The sequence below is a fragment of the Halospina denitrificans genome, from assembly GCF_004364635.1.
Classification (GTDB): Bacteria; Pseudomonadota; Gammaproteobacteria; order Pseudomonadales; family Oleiphilaceae; genus Halospina; species Halospina denitrificans.
The window spans coordinates 514,765-532,498 of sequence record NZ_SOAX01000003.1 but is presented as its reverse complement, the minus strand read 5'-3'; the positions used below and the strand labels follow the sequence as shown (position 1 = coordinate 532,498).

The 17,734-nt window shown below is 56.2% G+C and carries 17 protein-coding genes and 2 pseudogenes; 14 read left to right on the top strand and 5 right to left on the bottom strand.

What is annotated here, in order from left to right; genetic code table 11:
• Positions 1 to 105 precede the first annotated feature (105 nt).
• The 6 genes from DES49_RS09415 to DES49_RS09390 all read left to right on the top strand — a co-directional run bounded on the left by DES49_RS09415 (position 106) and on the right by DES49_RS09390 (position 3,047).
• On the top strand, positions 106 to 405 hold the full coding sequence (locus DES49_RS09415; protein ID WP_133736135.1) for a hypothetical protein: 300 nt from the start codon (positions 106 to 108) through the stop codon (positions 403 to 405).
• Between the two features lie 125 nt (positions 406 to 530).
• Positions 531 to 1,073: a hypothetical protein gene (locus DES49_RS09410; RefSeq protein ID WP_133736134.1), complete on the top strand. Its 543-nt coding sequence runs from the start codon at positions 531 to 533 to the stop codon at positions 1,071 to 1,073.
• Between the two features lie 283 nt (positions 1,074 to 1,356).
• Entirely contained in the window at positions 1,357 to 1,755 is a 399-nt protein-coding gene (locus tag DES49_RS09405; protein WP_133736133.1) for a GFA family protein, read from the top strand.
• An 80-nt stretch (positions 1,756 to 1,835) separates the two neighbouring features.
• Positions 1,836 to 2,237: a hypothetical protein gene (locus DES49_RS09400; protein ID WP_133736132.1), complete on the top strand. Its 402-nt coding sequence runs from the start codon at positions 1,836 to 1,838 to the stop codon at positions 2,235 to 2,237.
• A 344-nt stretch (positions 2,238 to 2,581) separates the two neighbouring features.
• Positions 2,582 to 2,737, top strand: coding sequence for a DUF4160 domain-containing protein (locus DES49_RS09395; protein WP_341776802.1), 156 nt, complete (start codon positions 2,582 to 2,584; stop codon positions 2,735 to 2,737).
• 43 nt (positions 2,738 to 2,780) lie between these two features.
• A complete protein-coding gene (locus DES49_RS09390) occupies positions 2,781 to 3,047 on the top strand; it encodes a DUF2442 domain-containing protein (protein WP_133736131.1) in 267 nt (88 codons plus the stop codon).
• 206 nt (positions 3,048 to 3,253) lie between these two features.
• Here the strand turns inward: DES49_RS09390 and DES49_RS09385 are convergent, their stop codons facing one another.
• Complete coding sequence (locus DES49_RS09385; RefSeq protein WP_133736130.1) at positions 3,254 to 3,565, bottom strand: hypothetical protein; 312 nt, start codon at positions 3,563 to 3,565, stop codon at positions 3,254 to 3,256.
• Positions 3,566 to 3,754: 189 nt separating this feature from the next.
• On the opposite strand from DES49_RS09385, the pseudogene DES49_RS15835 reads away from it, so the two are divergent.
• From DES49_RS15835 to DES49_RS09370, 3 genes and pseudogenes are all read left to right on the top strand, one after another.
• Positions 3,755 to 4,759 (top strand): annotated as a pseudogene (locus DES49_RS15835) (bifunctional enoyl-CoA hydratase/phosphate acetyltransferase); the annotation flags it as partial.
• 130 nt (positions 4,760 to 4,889) lie between these two features.
• Positions 4,890 to 5,063, top strand: a complete 174-nt coding sequence (locus tag DES49_RS15500; protein WP_166646053.1) for a hypothetical protein — start codon at positions 4,890 to 4,892, stop codon at positions 5,061 to 5,063.
• Complete coding sequence (locus tag DES49_RS09370) at positions 5,026 to 6,069, top strand: TIGR02285 family protein (RefSeq protein ID WP_341776800.1); 1,044 nt, start codon at positions 5,026 to 5,028, stop codon at positions 6,067 to 6,069. Before DES49_RS15500 ends, DES49_RS09370 begins: the two co-directional genes overlap by 38 nt.
• Before the next feature lie 80 nt (positions 6,070 to 6,149).
• Here the strand turns inward: DES49_RS09370 and DES49_RS09365 are convergent, their stop codons facing one another.
• Positions 6,150 to 7,358, bottom strand: a complete 1,209-nt coding sequence (locus tag DES49_RS09365) for a cyclic di-GMP phosphodiesterase (protein WP_166646051.1) — start codon at positions 7,356 to 7,358, stop codon at positions 6,150 to 6,152.
• 411 nt (positions 7,359 to 7,769) lie between these two features.
• Here DES49_RS09365 and DES49_RS09360 point away from each other — a divergent pair.
• Positions 7,770 to 7,889 (top strand): annotated as a pseudogene (locus DES49_RS09360) (type II toxin-antitoxin system RelE/ParE family toxin); the annotation flags it as partial.
• Between the two features lie 10 nt (positions 7,890 to 7,899).
• Entirely contained in the window at positions 7,900 to 8,214 is a 315-nt protein-coding gene (locus tag DES49_RS09355; protein ID WP_133736125.1) for a HigA family addiction module antitoxin, read from the top strand.
• Between the two features lie 112 nt (positions 8,215 to 8,326).
• On the opposite strand, the gene DES49_RS09350 is transcribed toward DES49_RS09355, so the two are convergent.
• Complete coding sequence (locus DES49_RS09350; protein ID WP_133736124.1) at positions 8,327 to 10,426, bottom strand: bifunctional diguanylate cyclase/phosphodiesterase; 2,100 nt, start codon at positions 10,424 to 10,426, stop codon at positions 8,327 to 8,329.
• 282 nt (positions 10,427 to 10,708) lie between these two features.
• On the opposite strand from DES49_RS09350, the gene DES49_RS09345 reads away from it, so the two are divergent.
• The 3 genes from DES49_RS09345 (at position 10,709) to DES49_RS09335 (ending at position 12,830) form a co-directional block, all read left to right on the top strand.
• Positions 10,709 to 12,178 (top strand): malate:quinone oxidoreductase, encoded by a 1,470-nt coding sequence (locus DES49_RS09345; RefSeq protein ID WP_133736123.1) that lies wholly within the window; start codon positions 10,709 to 10,711, stop codon positions 12,176 to 12,178.
• 1 nt (position 12,179) lies between these two features.
• Positions 12,180 to 12,311, top strand: a complete 132-nt coding sequence (locus tag DES49_RS15630; protein WP_341776798.1) for a hypothetical protein — start codon at positions 12,180 to 12,182, stop codon at positions 12,309 to 12,311.
• A gap of 345 nt (positions 12,312 to 12,656) precedes the next feature.
• Entirely contained in the window at positions 12,657 to 12,830 is a 174-nt protein-coding gene (locus DES49_RS09335) for a YqaE/Pmp3 family membrane protein (protein ID WP_133736121.1), read from the top strand.
• 51 nt (positions 12,831 to 12,881) lie between these two features.
• On the opposite strand, the gene DES49_RS09330 is transcribed toward DES49_RS09335, so the two are convergent.
• Both DES49_RS09330 and DES49_RS09325 read right to left on the bottom strand, forming a co-directional pair.
• Positions 12,882 to 14,996, bottom strand: coding sequence for an EAL domain-containing protein (locus DES49_RS09330; protein ID WP_133736120.1), 2,115 nt, complete (start codon positions 14,994 to 14,996; stop codon positions 12,882 to 12,884).
• A 166-nt stretch (positions 14,997 to 15,162) separates the two neighbouring features.
• Positions 15,163 to 17,715 carry an EAL domain-containing protein gene (locus DES49_RS09325; protein WP_133736119.1) on the bottom strand — a complete coding sequence of 851 codons (2,553 nt, stop codon included), beginning with the start codon at positions 17,713 to 17,715 and terminating at the stop codon, positions 15,163 to 15,165.
• Between the last annotated feature and the right edge of the window lie 19 nt (positions 17,716 to 17,734).

Below are 17,734 nucleotides of genomic sequence, written 5' to 3'. Positions count from 1 at the left end.
AAGATAATCGAACCAGTGAATGAGCTGGTGAAATGAACAAGCAGGAGGGCTGTAGATTGGCCCCAGAAGCGGGTTTTTCTACAGTCTCGTTATGCCTGAATACCTATGAAAACATTCATCGCGAATTATAGTCAGTACAGGGCCTACGACCGCAGGCTAAAGCAGGAGGGTAGTCTTACGACATTAGTGCGGATCAATATTCGCGGAAATCACCTTAAAGGCCCCGTTCCGGTATCTGTCGCTTACGAAGCTATATTCCAACCAGATGAGAGATACTGGGAAATTGATGAAGAGCACCCGGATGAAGAGCCTTACCCTGTGAGCTATTCAAAAGACTTTTCTACAGGAGAAGATCGAGACTTCTATGTGGAAAGAAATTTCGAACTCGGAGCCAAGCTGGCATAACAAGTCGCGCCACGCGGATGGCCTTTTCTCCGCGTTGCTCCAAAAAAGGCCACCGGTCCGCTCACCCCTGTCCCAGCTGCCCTTATATGTAAGGGGAAACATTGAAATTCGAGGGAAATACTCACATGAGTAGTACCAGGTTATTTACTGCAATTTTACTAACTTTGGTGTCGTTGCATGTAAGCCAAATACAGGCAAGTGAGCGCCAGGAGATCTTTGTTGGCAATCGGGATTCTGCTGGCCAGTATGCCTACCATGGCGGAGTTCCAAGTAAGGTAGAAATCACCATGTATCAGGAGCAATCGCCATCGCCATGCGAAGGGGAAAATGCTCAGTATGCGGTGGAAGTCGCGCTGTCTCATCATTGGGAGTGGTCCGTTCTCTACAGAACGAAAGGGGCCGAGAATGAACAGACCCTTAGGGCATTCGACGATTCCAGGCAGGCACTGCGTTACTTGGTCGAGGACCTGAATTGCGAAGATCCATTGATTCAATACCGCTATGGCAACAACAAACACATGCAGCAGGAATATGAGAAGTCTGCTGGCGTGTTTGAGAAAGCGGTTGAGGGTATTAAGGATCACTATCCCCGAATGCTTCCCATGGTGTTGGGACAGTATGGGGAAGCTTTAGGGGTAACCGGCGACGTTGACGGTGCCATTGCTTAAAATCGACAAATACTGGAATTGATGCCGGAGAGCGTATCGACGGCATTGAATCTAGCGAACAGACTTTCCCAACGACTTGAATCTGGAGACGCGGAGGAAGCTCGGGAGCTGATAACCAAAGCCCGTCGGTTGGGCGTATCCGGGTATGGTGAGGAAGTCATTCAGAAAATTGAGGCGAGGCTGGATTCTTCATCGGAAAACGAGTGAATCGGCTCAAATGAGCTCAGTACAATGAGCTGCCGCATCAGGATAAATGTTACTCGTGCCAACCAAGGAGTGATTTATGCATCATGGAAGCTGTCTTTGCCGAAACATTCAGTACCGGTACTCCGGGCCCATTGAGGAAGTATCCCGCTGCCACTGTACAGAGTGTCAGAAGGCGTCGGGGGCGGCCTTCGTCGCCGTTGCGCCGATTGAGAGTCAATACTTCGAGATCCTGAAGGGCGAGGAATTCCTGAAGGAATTCAGGGCGACGCCCCAAAAAGCCAGGGTGTTCTGCGGTAATTGTGGGTCCCCACTGTACAGTGCCCGCGATGATGCGCCGGAGACCAAGCGCCTGCGGGTCGGCACCCTGGATACGGCGCTGAATCCGTCATACCAATACCAGGGGTTTGTTTCAGAGAAGGCCGCCTGGTACGAGTTGTCGGACGCCTGGCCGCAGTATGAACGGTTTCCGGGTTAGGGGGCCCTCGCGCGATACCGGATACTCGTGCGTCGCGCGGGTAAGCTCAGCATCATGGGTAGAAGAGGGTATTAAGCGAGATGGTCGACATAATACTGACAGCAATAGTCGTTCTGGTGATTGTGACGGTTATTTACAGGGTCGTACCGCATCGGGATCTTGGAGCAAAAAAGCCAATGCTGGCATTTTTCCCCAAATACAGGAATCAGGTGGCCAACCCAGATTCCGATGACCAGATAGAACAGACAATGGGCTCGCTGGGGTTTAAGAAGAGCAAAAGTAAAGGCGGCTTAACAGAATATTCGCGAGGCTCTGTCATTGGTGATCTATCGATCAAGCTCAGTAAGGTAAAAGTTACTTTCCATCCGGTAAGCAACGGCAAGCTCCCATTCGCTGTAGAAGCCGCCTGGGTTGTCGCCTTTGATACGGGCGACCACTGGCAGTTTACGAAAGAGCTGGGGGATAAACTCGAGAGAGGCTAACTTTCAGTCCTCCAGTAGTTTTGCTCTTTTCTGGAGCGGGTTTAATACGAAATAACCGGGCATCATAAAAACTGCCATCGTAGTCAGGGCCCCAGCCCACCGAGCCAGGGAGAGGCAGGGAGCCCCATAGCGCCGCCGTTGAGGGCGATAAACACGAGAAGCATCGCTACGCCCCCAACCACCATGTAAAGGGTTTCCAGAAGCCCTAATCCTGGTCCTTTCCCCGAAGCTACTGATGGATCCCAGGTTTCCTCCTTGAGTCTAGGGGCATAGAGTCCTTGATTGGCATGGACTAATGGGCTCGGGCATCATAGGGGTAGATAGGTCGGCTACAGGGAGGTTGGATGAGCCCGACAGTATTCAGAGAGAAGGGCTATCGGTTTTTCTTCTTCTCATGGGAAGAGTCACGAAAGCACGTTCACGTGATTTCGGGTGGCGGCGAGGCGAAGTTCTGGATCGAACCGGACATAGAGCTGGCCAATAACCACGGCTATAGCTAGCAGCAACTGAAAGAGATTGAGGCATTGGTGGAGGGCCACAGAAATGAGCTTGTCAGCGCTTGGCTCCAACACTTCGGACGTTGAAGTGACAAATATTTCTGCTCATGGTGTATGGCTCCTGGCCCACGATCGCGAGTGGATCATGTCCTATTCGGACTTTCCTTGGTTTAAGGAGCAACCAGTTCGGGCAATTCTGAATGTTGAGGAAGTGGCGCCAGGTCACTTCCATTGGCCAGACCTCGATGTGGACCTAACAGAAGAGATCATCGAGCATCCCGAACGCTACCCCAACGTTGCCGGCAACACCTAACCAGCGATTCCACGGCGACCGCCTTTCCGGCGCTGCGCGCCTCCAAGTCGGCGCGTAAGCCTTATTGTTGAGACTGTAGAAAAACCCCGGTCTTTCGGGGGGATTACCCTATTACGGTGGCCGCGACAGTTAACCGGTCAATAAGGAAATGAAGAAGAGAATCACCGCATTAATTGTCGCTGCTCGGTGCGCAGGCCAGTTTTCGACTAGTAATCGTCCAGAATATCGATAATTTCGTGGGTGTCCTTGAGCACCTTGATCAGCTTCCCTTCCACCCTGACGGTAATCTCGTCATCGTTTTCGTTGCTGTCCATGACCTCGCCGTGGTGATACACGTCATCGTCGAGACGATGGCCCACTTCCAGTTTCTTCTGCCAGCCCGGGGGCAGGGGCTCACCGCGGTCGGCTTTCTTCTGTAGGCCCGGCGGTAGATCACCGTCCGGCGGGCCCTTGGTGAACGCCTGGGGGCTGGCGAGGAGCGCAAGGGCAAGGGAGACTGCGGTCACTATCGTTCTCATTCGGTTGTCCTTCTGGTTCTGAGGAAGCCACCTCTTTGCGGTTCCTAATGTTAGTGCATCCCCGTGATCGAGCGAAAGGCGCCTTCATTGCATCAGATCAATCCAACAGGTGTGCCGTTAGCATAGAGTCTGACGACACCATTTCCCCCTACAATAAACTGGAAAGCCTTTGGTAAAAGGAATTGAACTATGGCCGAGCACGACAATGCCGAGCCCCCATCAAGTGATTACCTGGAAAACCGGACCTTTGACGAGCTTGCGATTGATGAGAGCGCGACCCTGGTCCGCCAGCTGACGGAGCGCGACATCCAGCTGTTCGCGGCCATGTCGGGCGATATCAATCCGGCCCATCTGGATGAGGAATTCGCCCGCGAGGAGATTTTCCACGAGATCGTCGCGCACGGGATGTGGGCGGGTTCGCTCTTCCCATGGCAATCGTCCACCCGACGGACACCCTGTCCCTGCTGGCCGCGATCCGGGCCGCCGATGCCGGGCTGATTGAGCCGGTTTTGGTGGGGGGCCCAGGGAGCGCATCCAGGAGGCGGCAGCAACGGCGAAAGTGGACATTGATGGTTACGAAATCGTAAGCAGTGCCCACAGCCATGAGTCCGCGGAACGGGCCGTGGCGTTGGTCCGGGCGGGGCATGTGTACAGGCGTTGATGAAAGGCAAGCTCCCCACGGATGAACTGATGGGTGCTGTTGGGAGAAAGGACGGCGGCCTGCGCACGGAAAGGCAGTTGAGCCATGTGTTCATGATGGACGTGCCGCGTTATCCCCGCCCCCTTCTGGTGACCGACGCCGTCATCAACGTCGCACCCACCCTGTCTGATAAGGCCGATATCGTGCAGAACGCCATTGATCTGGGCATCGCCACCGGAATCGAACAGCCCAAGGTTGCCGTTCTGTGCGCGAGGGAGATCGTGGACGCGAAGGTGAGCTGCACGCTGGATGCGAGTGCGCTCTGCAAGATGGCCGAGCGTGGCCAGATCGTTGGTGGGCTCGTGGACGGACCTCTGGCGTTTGATAACGCGCTTGATCCCAACGCCGCCAGGGCCAGGGGCATCCAGTCCCCGGTGGCGGGGGAGGCCGACGTGCTGGTCGCGCCGGACCTGGAAGCGGCGAATATGCTGGCCAGGCAGCTGGAATCCATGACGGATGCCAACGGAGCCGGGGTCTTGATGGGGGCACGCGTGCTCTCGCTGCCTCTAAACAGTGATCGCTTTGTGCTTCTCTAGATGGACAAGGATAAAAAACAATGTCAGCAGAGCGATCTGAAATCGAGCAGTTCATGCAGGGACTGGAACACCGGAATCCACACGAGCTGTGTCCAGCACGGTACGAGCCACGGGCGAGTCGACTACGTGCGCGGTGGTTCATCCGGTCTATGGCTATCAGCGATACATGGAGGAGGCCGGATTACAAATCCGGGAGATCAAGCACACGCCTTTCCTGGGCCTCGATGCCTACACCTCGATGCTGGGCCAGCGCTCCGCCTGAGCTCTGCACCCAAACCCAAGATGGGTTTGCCGCAGTTTGGGTGTTATTATCAATAGAAGTAAATGTTTTTCCTAATTGGTTTGGAAGCCATAGGTCGCTAAAAATGAATAGACTTCGGTGGGTCGCTTTAGCAATTGTATTGTTGGGTGCCGCTTCGAAGTCCGGCTTGGCTTTCGCCAGTGAGGAGATTCACTGGGTTGACGTCAGGATTCCGCCGTACCATCACATTGAAACCGGGGATCAAAACGCTTCCGCGGAGGCCCTGGAGGCCCAGAAAGGCATAACCGACCGCTTACTGGAGCTCCTTGCCGAGGCCCTTCCCGATTACACCCACAAACGTACCATCGTCCCAACACCACGGCTCCTGCGCTCTTTGGAAGAGGGCCAGAATGTTTGTAATCCAGCGATGAAAATCACCCCGGAGCGCCAGGAGTACATTGTTTTTTCCCGGCGCCCAAGCATTATCGCGCCCTCCAACGGCATCACCATCCGCGCCGAAGACCAGAATCGTTTCGGCGAACCGCCGGTAGCCCTGGAAAGACTGATGAATGATCCGGACCTGGTTCTAGGCATTGAGTTTGGTCGCGCTTATGGGCCAAAAATCGACAAATTGCTGGCCCGATACAAGACCTCCGGCTCTGTGTATGAATGGTTCTCAAGCCCGGCGTATTCCGGGCTGGTCCAGATGCTGACGCGCGAGCGAGTCGACTATGTGCTGGGTTTCCCGATGGAATTCAGTTATGTGAAAGAGACCCGAAAACTCCAGCGCGAGATCGCGTTTCTCCCCATCAGGGAATCCAGGGAATTCTCCTATTCCTATATTGGCTGCTCAAAGACCGCCACCGGACGCCAACTCATTGCCGAAATCGACGAGGCGTTGGCTCGAATTCGCAAGACCGAGGCCTATCGGGAAGCGATTGAGCGCTGGCTGCCGACGGTCGTCCATGAGTCGTTCCGGGAGCATTACACAGAAGATTTTCTGACCCATCAAAGATCGATCGAGTGAAAAGGATTCCCGCCAACAAACTCCTCAGCCGGCCACTCCTGTGGCCGGAATAAGGGGCTGCTGGACAGGGAAGCCGGCTATCAGCCGCCGCCGTGCATTGCAGCGATCTCGCTGATATCGATGCCGTGATCGGCCGGATTCCGGACGCCCAGGATGCGCCAGCGGTTCGTGTCCACGCCTTCCACGAGCGACGCCAGGTTGACCAGAGGCTGGCCGGTGTAGGGCTCACCGTCGGCATCCCGAAGCATCATGATGACCGGGCTCAGGCGGGTTTCCTGGGTATGGGATACCACGGCTGCCAGAGCGCCGCTGGTCAGTTCTACCAGGCTGCCCACCGGGTAGATGCCGATGCAGCGCATGAACTGCTCAACCAGGTCGCCGCCGAAGTCGGTGGCGGCCCTCTTGCGCAGCTGGGTGAGTGCCTCGTAGGGAGGCAAGGGGTTGTCAACATACGGGCGCGGGCTGGTCAGCGCATCGTAGGCATCCACCAGTGACACGAGCAGGACTTCCTGCGGGATCTCTTCGCCCGACAGGCCCTCGGGATAACCACTACCGTCGATGCGCTCGTGGTGATAACGGACGATGTCCAGGGTCCTCTTCGAAAAACCCTGGGTCAGGCGAAGCACGTTGTAGCCTTCCCACGGGTGGCGGGCAACGATCTCGAATTCTTCGTCGGTCAGCGGACCGGTCTTGGCGAGAAGCTCCTGGGGAGTGCGCATCAGTCCGATGTCATGGAGCAGGGCACCCAGGCCGATGTCCTCAAGCGCCTGCCGCTCGTACCCCAGGTGCCGGGCAAAGGCGACCGCCAGCACGCAGGCATCCATACTGTGGGCCGCCACGTATTCGTGCTGACGGCGAAGATGGGTGAGCCAGATCGAGGCATTGGGGTTGTCGGAGACGGTGACGATGAGATCGGAGATGAATTCGCGGGCTTCCTCGGTGCGCACGCTTTCACCCAGGCGGATGTCTTCCATGAGGCGCTTGGAGAGGGTCTCGCCGCGCTCGCGGACATTGCGCGCCCGCGTGACTTCCTCGTTGAAGTCGACCACTTCTTCGCCTTTCGGCGTGGGGTGTGCGCCCCGGTTTTCCAGGTCGGAGAGATCGACGTCACCACTTTTCTCTGCGTCCACAAAGACGTGCTCACAGGTCTCGCGGAGCTGGTGAAGTTCCTGCTCGTCCTGGATGGTAAAGCCCTGAAAAAGGAAGGGACTGTCCAGCCAGGGACGGTCCAGGTTGGCGACATACATTCCAATCCGCAGATCGGATACCGGTACCTTTTTGTATTCCATCGCTTGCTCCTGAGGTTTGACGTGCCCCGTCCGGGCCGGGATCGGCATTTGGCAAGCCGACAGATCCTTCCATCGGGTATCCGTCATTCCTGGCAGCCATCCTCTCCCGTGACCCCAAATTATCATTGCTGGCCGGCCAAGTCGAAACTCGCTGACGGCGGGTCAGTCTCTGGTCAGGGTCTTGAGGACCTGTCGCCATCGCCGGAAGAGTTCAAAATAAGCGGCGCCTGCCCATCTGGTCAAGCTGGCCAATTACGGGCAGAAGATAATCGAACCAGTGAATGGGCTGGTGAAATGAACAAGCAGGAAGACTGTTCTCAGCCGCACCATCGTGCCATAGTGACGCTTGACGTTATTAACGCGGTGCGTCACTATTAAACCATGATCATCTCGTTCAAGTGTAGGGATACCGAGAAGCTGGCCAGTGATCGTCGAGGCCAGTACAGCATCCGGATTAACCAGCAATTTCGATTGTGCTTCTGGTGGACGAAAGCTGGCGCGGAAGATGTCGAAATCGTTGATTACCATTAGGGGGTGACTTATGCGCGATATTGATCCTGTAACGCCTGGCGAGTTGCTGAAGGAAGAGTTTCTTGAGCCTATGGGGATCTCTCAGTACCGTCTTGCAAAAGAAATTGGAGTACCGGCTCAGCGAATTGGGCAGATCATTGCCGGGAAGCGCTCTATAACCGCCGATACCGATCTGCGTCTCTGTCGTTTCTTTGGGCTTTCCAATGGTTACTGGTTGCGGGCGCAAGCAGCTTACGACACTGAGGTAGCTGAAGATGCTCTGGCCGATCAGTTGAACAATATTCGACCCTGGAACTCGAGCTCACCCTTGGATCACAGGGCATAACTAGCGGCTCTAGGGCGGCGTGGACTTCCCACACTTTAGTGGACACGCATCGATAACTCTGGTGAATCCTCTGCGGATTCTTAACCCCTCGGTAAACTGGTACCCTTTGCTCTCATCGCTTCCGCTCGTCAGGGGGTAACATGGCAGTCAGCGAAGTGCCATCCATGGGCTTTGCCAAGTGAAAACCCTGAACAGAGTCGCAGCCGAGGATCTTAAGCTGTGACAGTTGGCTTTCGGTTTCCACGCCCTCGGCTATCACCTCAAGTTCCAGGGCACGGGCAAGTTCGATAATACCTTTGACAACCGCCCGTTTGCGTTGGCTTGAATCGACTTCCGAGACGAAAGCCCGGTCGATTTTCAGTTCCTGGAAGGGCAGTTGGCTGAGATAACTCAACGAGGAGTAGCCGGTGCCGAAATCATCGATGGACAAACGCACCCCTCTGTTTGCAAGCGCTTCGAGAATCGATTGAACGGAAGCAAAATCCAAAAGGAAGGCAGATTCCGTAATTTCCACCGTCAAAGCATCGATGCCCAGATCATAGTGCGACAGCTGCTCGAATAACCAGTCGAAGAACCGGTGATGACGAATCTGGTGGGCGGAAACGTTAATAGCGACCGAAGGCACCAGAAAACCTTCCCGATGCCATTGCGAAATCTGACTGAGTACTGAATCCACCAGGTGTTCCATTAGTGGATGAATAAGGCCGGTCTCCTCGGCCAGGGGAATAAAACGCCCGGGTGATACCATTCCACCCTGTTCCACGGGCCACCTCGCCAACACTTCCAAACCACAGAGATTACCGTTTTCTGTGTCAAACTGAGGCTGGTAATGGGGCACAATAGCGCCATCCTTGATTGCTTGCTTCAGCTCTCTCTCAAGTGTCACTGCCTCGAGCACATCCTGGCGCATTTTTGCCGAATAGAACTCGAAATTCCGATCCGGATCTTTTCGCACCCTCTGGAGAGCAAGGTCCGCTGCCCGACGCAGGCCATCCGGTGAATCAGCATCATCTGGAAAAACCGACAGGCCAACTTTGACCGAGACAGACAGAAGTGCCCCATCATCCAGTTCCAGAGGCTCGTCAAAGAGCGCTGTGACGTCATAGCCCAGCCTTCTGACGCTGTCCGAAGTTGGCAGGTTTTGGGCCATGAACAGGAATTCATCCCCCTCATAACGGGCTACAATGTCATTGCCGTTGTATATCGACTGCAGGCGGGCACCGATCTTCCTCAGTGCATCATCCCCTTGTTGAAAACCCAGGCTTTCGTTGACTGTATAAAAGCGACTCACGTCCAGCGCACCGACGACCAGAAAAGTGTTTTCCGCCGCCGCATTTGTAATGGCGCCCGCCAGCCGCTCTTCGAAAGTTACAACATTGGGTAAGCCGGTGATCCGGTCGTGCATGACCAGGTGGTGTGCTCTGTTCTCTGCAGAGCGCTGCTCTGTGATGTCCAGGAATATGCCGTCCCAGATGGTAGAGCCATCATCCAGCCTTCTGGGTTGGGAAATACTTCGGAGCCAGCGAACTTCTCCGTTGGCGGTATAAGCGGTTAACTCCATGTCCAGAATCGACAGGGTTTTGCCTGTCTGATCGATCGAATGCATCAGGCGTTCGCGGTCACTTGGGTGGATGCGGTTCAGAACAAGCTCCGGGTTGCTCTTTGCCTGTTCCGGATCGATGCCGAACTGCTCGGCCAGGTCACCGCGAATGAAATTATACAGAATGTCGCCATTCGGCCGCTGTATGCGCTGAAATACGCCGCCAGGGAGGTGGTCACCGAGCAGGGAGAGGTCCGGGCTGTGTTCGGCAGGGGAAGTAATGGAGCTTCCCTCAGAGAGATCAAACACAACACTTACCGCCGCCAGAGGCGTGCCATCGCGGTCACGAATGATGCCCAGCATGTTCTCAGTATCGAAGCTGGAGCCATCGCGACGAAGCATTCGGGTCGAACAATGAAAGGTATCCCGCTTCGACTGCAGCATAGTTTCTGATATGGAACCAAACCGCTTAAAACTATCTGCATTCACGTGCAACATTTCGGTGGTGCGATCGCGAAGCTCTTCAGGTCGCCAACCGAATACACGGTAAACGGCATCATTTACAGCGAGTATGCGGCGTGTCTCCCAACCCACTATAAAAACCGGTTGGTCCTTGGCCAGAAAGGCAGCTTCGATCAGATTCGTCCCTGAAAGAGGCGGGGTGTTGTCCATTTTGATAGGTGCTCCCGTCAAGGCGAGGAATAGCGTGGTGTCTTGAGTACAAAAAACACACCTGATCAGTGTAGCATTTAGGTGCTTTTTACAATCTGGTTATTGAGCTACCCCTCGGAATGAGCCTTTTGGCCGCGTTAGCGCGTCTTATGGCTTCCTGTTATTGGCGTGGTCGTGCCCTTCGCCACATTATCTGGGAATTATTGAAGAAATGCTCCATTCAAGGCATCTTGCAATCATGCGCATTCCACCACCAGACAGACTGACGGGCAGGGAACCATTATGAAGGTAATCATCGTTGGAGCCGGTATCATGGGGACCACTTTTGCCGCTCTGGCAAAAGAAATGGCGCCTGAACTGGATATTACCATCCTGGAGCGGCTGGACGGTGTCGGGCAGGGCAGTTCGGCCGGGTTCAACAACGCCGGGACCGGGCATGAGGCGAATTGTGAGCTTAACTACACGCCCGTTGATGAAGAAGTCATTTCCGTCGAAAAAGCCCTGAAGATCCATGCCCAGTTCAATGTGGCCAAACAGTTCTGGGCCTACCTGGTCAGGGAGGGCATCATCGAGGATCCCGGGAGCTTCATCCACCAGACCAAGCACTGCACCCTGGTGCCCGCCCCGGCCATTGATATGTTACGGCTTCGCTATCAGGAGATGTCCGCCCATCATTTCTTCGAGCAGATGCGCTACTCGGAAGACTTTGATGAGATCAAGAGCTGGATCCCCTACACCATGGAAGGAAGGCCCCGCCATGAAAAGATGGCGGCCACCGCGGTTGAAACCGGGACCGATATCAATTTCGGGGCGCTGACCAGCGAGATTGCCACGCATCTGGTGCGGAATCGGGGCGTCACCATCGAGCATGGCGTTCACGTTAAACGGGCCCACCGCAGTCCCTCCGGGAGCTGGTTGCTGGAAGCCTCTCAGCACGGGGAAGCGGTTCAGTACAAGGCCGATGTGCTGTTTGTGGGTGCCGGCGGCGGTGCGTTCCCACTGTTGAAGAGAAGCCATCTGCCGTTCCGCCACCGCTTTGCGGGATTTCCGGTCGGCGGGCGTTTCCTGCGGGCCCCGATCAGCGAGGAAGAGGCGAAGCACTACACCGCCAAAACCTATGGCAAGGCAAAAGTCGGTGCGCCGCCGATGTCAGTGCCACACCTGGATCTGCGCGTGGTGGATGGCCAGTACTACCTGCTGTTCGGCCCGTTCGCCTCGTTCAACCCCATTCTTGAAAAAGGCCGTGGCCTGTTCGATTACCTGAGTGGGCTGCGGTTGCATGACCTGCCCAGCATGCTGAACGTCGCCATGGAGCACTTCTCGCTGGTGAAATATCTTGTGTCCGAATCGTTCAAGGGCAGCAAAAGCATGTACGAGGAGCTCGAGAAGTTTGCCCCCGGCATGAGCGAAAAGTTTGACTGGAAACCCATCCAGGCGGGCCAGCGGGTTCAGATCATCAAGGATGGGGATCTCCAGATGGGAACCGAGATTGTGGTTTCCGAGGACAGGACCTACGGCACCCTGCTGGGCGCCTCGCCGGGCGCTTCGGTCTCGCCGGAGGCGATGCTGCGCTGTCTTGAACAGCTGATGCCCGCCAGCATCGCAACGGAAGAGGCCCGGAAAAAGCGCAGGGAGATCTTTCCCGAGGATGACCTGAACACACTGATCAACGATCCCGAGCGGTATCGGGCAATCCGGGATGACGTCAACAGGCAGCTGGGGATAGTTGCAACGGACTCGCCGGACGCCTGAAGTGGACGAGTTCGAGGGTGGCGAGCCGCGCCTATATGATCTGGACGAAGGCCCTCCCTGGTGTCACCTCTACCGCAAGATGATTCCTGCCATCACCGCAGCAGGCTATCGGGCTATTGAACCGGACCCCTAACGCAGCCCAAGAAAGGAAAGGACCGCTAAAACGATAACGACTGCACCGACGATATAGACGATATTGTTCATTAGTAAATGCTCCTTTTCACAGATCCGAAATTGGGGGTGCGCCGCCTTCCGGGGGGCGCACGATGTAACTCCCTGTATTGGCGCTTCCTTCGCCTCATCTGAATCCAGACTAGGGTATCGCCTTCTCATAGTCTGTTCGGTGGCGCACATCAGGGCCATATAGATGGGACGGTCCTGACCGGGGGCTACTACAACCTGCGCTACCGCACAGACAGGTTCAGCCCCTGGCCTCAATCTGCCAGCCAGACGTTCATTTCATCGATAGGAGGTCCCCATGGCCGTCACTGCAACCGATCCAATCAAGATTCTTTTTGCCATACTTCTGCCGCCGCTCGGCGTGTTCCTGGAGGTCGGCCTGAAAGGCCATTTCTGGCTGAACATCCTGTTGACCCTGCTGGGCTTTATTCCCGGGATCATTCATGCTCTGTACGTGATACTCAAGCACTAACGCGCGAGTTTGAAGTGAGCAAGGCGGTTATATGTCTTGAGCCGAATGCCTTTAAGAAAGCATTGCCTGGCTGTCCCGTTTCAGCAATGCCTCGAAATCGTCCTGGCGCAGGGGCCTGGAGAACAGGTAGCCCTGGGCATAGTCGCAGCCGGCACGGGAGAGAAATTGCAGTTGCTCGTGCGTCTCAACGCCCACGCCAACCACCCGGACGTTCAGCGCGTGAGCCATAGCGATTATGGCCTCCAGTATGCGGTCGGCATCACCACCCTTGCCAGCATCCTTGATCAGATCGATGTCTACCTTGACGCTGCCCATCCTGAACTCCTGAAGCGCCAACAGGGAGAAGGGTTCGACACCAAAGTCGTCGATTGCCAGGTGTAGCCGCAAACCGGTCAGATCCAGGTTTTTGACCGGATTGAATCCGGAGGCACGAATGTTGTTGAAGGAGGCGGGGGTCAGTTCCATGGTGATCCAACTCTCATCGAGGCCAATCTGTGTCAGTCGCGCTTGCCATTGGTCCACAAGGCGTCGGGTAACAAAGGAGGCCGGCGATTCGTTGATGTTGATTGGAAAAGGCTGGTCACTCAGGTCGTGCCACTGGAGCGAGCAGGTTACCGCCTGCTCCAGTACGTAGGCCGTAATCCTGTCCGTCAGGCCGCTTTGCTCAGTGATGCTGAGAAAGGCGGTCGGTGTCAGCAGCCCCTTGTACGGATGATTCCATCGGAGCAATGCTTCTGCCCTGGAGATGGCACCAGTGCGGATGTCGATTATAGGCTGGTAGTAAACCTCCAGTTGGTTCTCCCTGAGAGCATCTTCCAGCTCCCTGTTCCACCGTCTATCCTCTGATTCACTTTGTCCCATCCAGGGTTCGTAGGACTGAACCTGTTGGCCTCCATGCTCCTTGGCGGCGTACATGGCCTGATCGGCGTTGTCCACCAGTTGGTCGGCATCCTTGCCGTCATCGGGGAATAGCGTCAGCCCGATGCTTCCGGAAAGGTTGACCTCGTGAGAATCAACGTGAAACGCCCGTTCGAGGTGGGTCAGGAGGGCCTTGGCGGCTTCTGTCGCACCCTCCCTGCCGGTTTCCTTCAGGATCAGGGTGAACTCATCTCCGCCGAGACGGGCCACGGTGTCCATGCCACGGACCTGGCTGCTTATGCGTTCGGCCACCTGCGCCAGAAGCCGGTCACCAGCCCGGTGGCCGAGCTGGTCGTTGGCTTGCTTGAAGCGGTCCAGGTCGATGAACAGCACTGCAAAGGAGGTGCCCTTTCGTTCGGCCTCCAGCAGGGTCTGCTCAAGCCGGTCCATGAACAGACGCCGATTGGGGAGGCTGGTGAGCGAATCAAAATTGGCCGTTTTCCAGACCTGATATTCAGCCTGTTTGCTCTCCGTGATGTCCAGGGACGTCTTGACGACAGCCTCAACGTTATTCTGATCATCGAAAACCGGGACAAGTTGGCAGTCAAAGTCCAACTCACGGCCTGAAGGTAAACGGCAATGAAGCTGCCTGCGCAGCGATTCCGCGGTGGTGACGGTGGTGGTGATTTCCTCGTGAAGCTCCGCGGCAAAGTCCAGTCCAAGCTCACGCGGGGTTCTCCCAATGACGTCCCGGGGTGGCGCATTGACCAGGTCGGCCATCGCCGTATTGATATAGAGGAACATGCCGTCGGGAGTGAATATGGCGGCGGGGTCGGGAGAGGCTTTCAGCATGGTTTCGATCAGGCGTGTTCCCTGGTCTTTGAGGGCTGAGAATCTGGAGACCGAGTTGGCAATCAACTGGTCAATGGCCTCGTTGAACCGCACCAACTCATCGATGTCATTCCCGGTGAGGCCCCGCTGTTCATCGCTCCAGGCCTTGATAACCCGAACCCGCAGGGCCCGGAACTCCTGCACCATCTGGAACATCGAAAGACCCTGCTGGACGCGGTCCAGGGCATGCTCTCCCGAAGCGGGGGCTGTGTCTTTGCCAAGGGCTTTGCGTACTGACTCGTCCCTGGTCTGGGAGGTGGCGAGGTCCTGGCATATGAACTTGAGCATCGACCGGGCATGGTCCCTCAGCGCCCGTCTGCTTTCGCCCTTCAATTCCGGGGCGATCTCCAGGGCAGCTTCTTCCCAGCCTTCAAGGAGTTGCTTCATGTTCGTCTGGATAAATTGCGCCAGTTTCATGGCGAAAGGGCTCCTCCATGATCTAGAACCGTCAGGATCTGGGCGATTGAGGTTCTGTACAAACTTCTTCTGGCTGAACTTTATCAGTAGCAGTTAAGATCCGTATGTGCGGTAACAGACTGATGGTTTTCCGGGTCTGCAGCGATCTATAGGAGGACGATGGGGCTCAGTGGTGCTGTGCTGTTGCCCAATCGCAGAATTTTTCCAACGGCATCGGCCTGGCAAACAGGTAGCCCTGTTGTCGGTGGCAGCTCAGCTGGCTGAGAAGTTCCCTGGTGTTATTGTCCTCCACGCCTTCGGCGACGGCTTCCAGGTTGAGGGTGCGGGCCAGTTTCAGGGTGTTCTGGACAATTCCCCGGTCATTCTGGCTGGAAACCATCTGGCTTATGAAGCAACCATCGATCTTCAGCTCGTGGATGGGCAGGCGGCTCAGATAGGCGAGGGAAGAGTAGCCCGTGCCGAAATCATCCAGGGCAATGTGGCAGCCGCTGTTGGCAATCTGAAGCAGGGACCCGATCACGGCTTCCATGTTGTGCATCATGGAGGTCTCCGTCACTTCGAAGATCACGCGATTCATTGGAATGGCGTGCTCCCTGATTCCGGCCAGTGCAAAGGGCACAAAGTGACTGTCAGTGAGGTTCTGAACTGACAGGTTGATGCTGCAGGTAATGGTCAGCTGTCGTTCCTGCAGCGCCTGCATGGTTTTCCAGGCCTGGGTCACGATGTAGCGCGATAGCAGGTCGATCAAGCCGGCATTTTCTGCAATCTCGATCACTTCCCCGGTGGGCACCGGCCCAAAACGCGGGCTGTGCCAACGCAATAGGATTTCCGCGCCCACCAGCTCCTGGCCGGTGCTGTTCATCTGCGGTTGCAGGTAAAGCTCCAGCTCCCCGGCCTCGATGGCCGGCGGCAGGGCCGTCAGCAGATCCAGGCGGCGGCGCGCGAAATCGGAGATCTCGTCGTTATAGACCTGCACCGGAACCTTGCTTGACTCGCTGCGGTCCCGTGCCGCCAGGGCGTGTTGATACAGGATTTCTGCGGTGTCGCCATCCTCCGGAGCAACCGCCACACCGCAGTGTAGGTTCATGAAGACAGGCAGCCTGACGGCATGGACAGAGACTTCATGATTGCCCACCACTTGTGCGATGAAGGGTTCCAATGGGCCTTCGAACTGCTTGAGGTCAATCAGGAATGCCGCTGAACCGAATTCGGGAATCGCAATGTAGGCGGGCTGGCGGCTTTCCAGGCAGACCACACCGCCGACCCTCGCCAGCGTATGGTTGAGCTTGTCCATTAACTCACAGAACACTTCTTCTGCCAGGCTGTGGCCCATGCTGGAAGCAATGTCCTTGATCTGTGGATAGTGGACCAGCGTGAGTGCAACCCGCTTGTGCTGACTCATCATTGTTTGTAACTGCTGATTGAGCAGGGAGGCGTTGGGCATCCTGGTGGTTGAATCGTGCATGGCCTGTTCGATGGATTGCATTTCCAGATCCCGGACCTGTCGTTCGGCCATCTGCTGTTTGCGCAGCGCCGCCAGCTTGCGGGCCCGTTCGTCCTTGATGCGATGGGCCAGGGCAAAGGAAAGCAGCAATAGCTCTGCGACGGAGCCGACTTGCAGGGCATGGTTGGTGACGAGGTTTACCGGCAGAAGATCAAAGACGCTCAGTAAATACAGGGCGGCCCCCAGGGCAAAGGCCGTCCAGGCCAGCACGAAATAACGGGCAATGGCGACCCCGGCCTTAAGGGCGGCCAGCCCCACGGCGATGAGCAGGACAAGTACCAGGGTACTGAGCAGACCGGCGAACAGGGCACCGTCTATGGGATCGGCCCAAGTGTAGACGAAAAGCCCCCCGGCCAGTCCAGCGGCAATCTTCATGCTGTGATCCCAGCGGGAAGAAATGTTCCGCCATTTAAGAAAGCTGCGTGCGAACATCAAGGCAAACAGAGACGCAAGTGCGGTGCTGATGGGCAGGGCATAACGGGGCAGCAACGGCAGCCCGCCCCAGATCCAGGCGGTCCCGACCCCGGAGATGCAGAGCATCACCAGGCTGACCGAGCCGATGTACAGCACGTAATAGCCGTAAGCCAGGTCCCTGAGGGAGAGAAACAGGAACAGGTTGTAAATCACCAAGGCAAACAACACGCCAAAATAGACGCCCCAATAGAGGCTCTCCAGGGAAAATTGACCCAGCAGCCTGTCCTCGCGCCAAAGCTCGAGCGGCACCTGCAGTGCCGTCGCCGACCGTGCCCGCAGGAACAACTCCACCTGGCCGTTCAGGTCACGCGGTAACGGCAGGGCCACCTGGTAACTGTTTGCCTGTTCTTGCCGGTTTTCAGCCTCCTGGCGACTGGTGTGGTAGACGGCTGGCTGTTGCCCATCACGCACTATATAGAGATCCACCTCCTCCAGAAGTGGATAGGGAATCACCAGGTACCACTGGCGGGTCAAGGGTTCCGGGATTGTCAGGGAGGTCCTGAGCCATACAGACTGGTCGGTGAACCCCAGGTTCAGTACGCGGTCATTGTGTTTTTCCTGCCACTGTTCGCGTTGCAGTGCTTGGGCAAGGGTTGGATCATCGTCCAGAAAATAATCGATGTGACTGTTCAGGTTGTAATAGCCAGCGTCTCCCTGGACCGTCAGTTCCCTGCCACTGACGGTAAGGGCGAATAGAAGGGATATTGCCACCAATCCCGCTGCCCATAGGTTGCGTTTCATCACGGTGCATTCCTGTTCA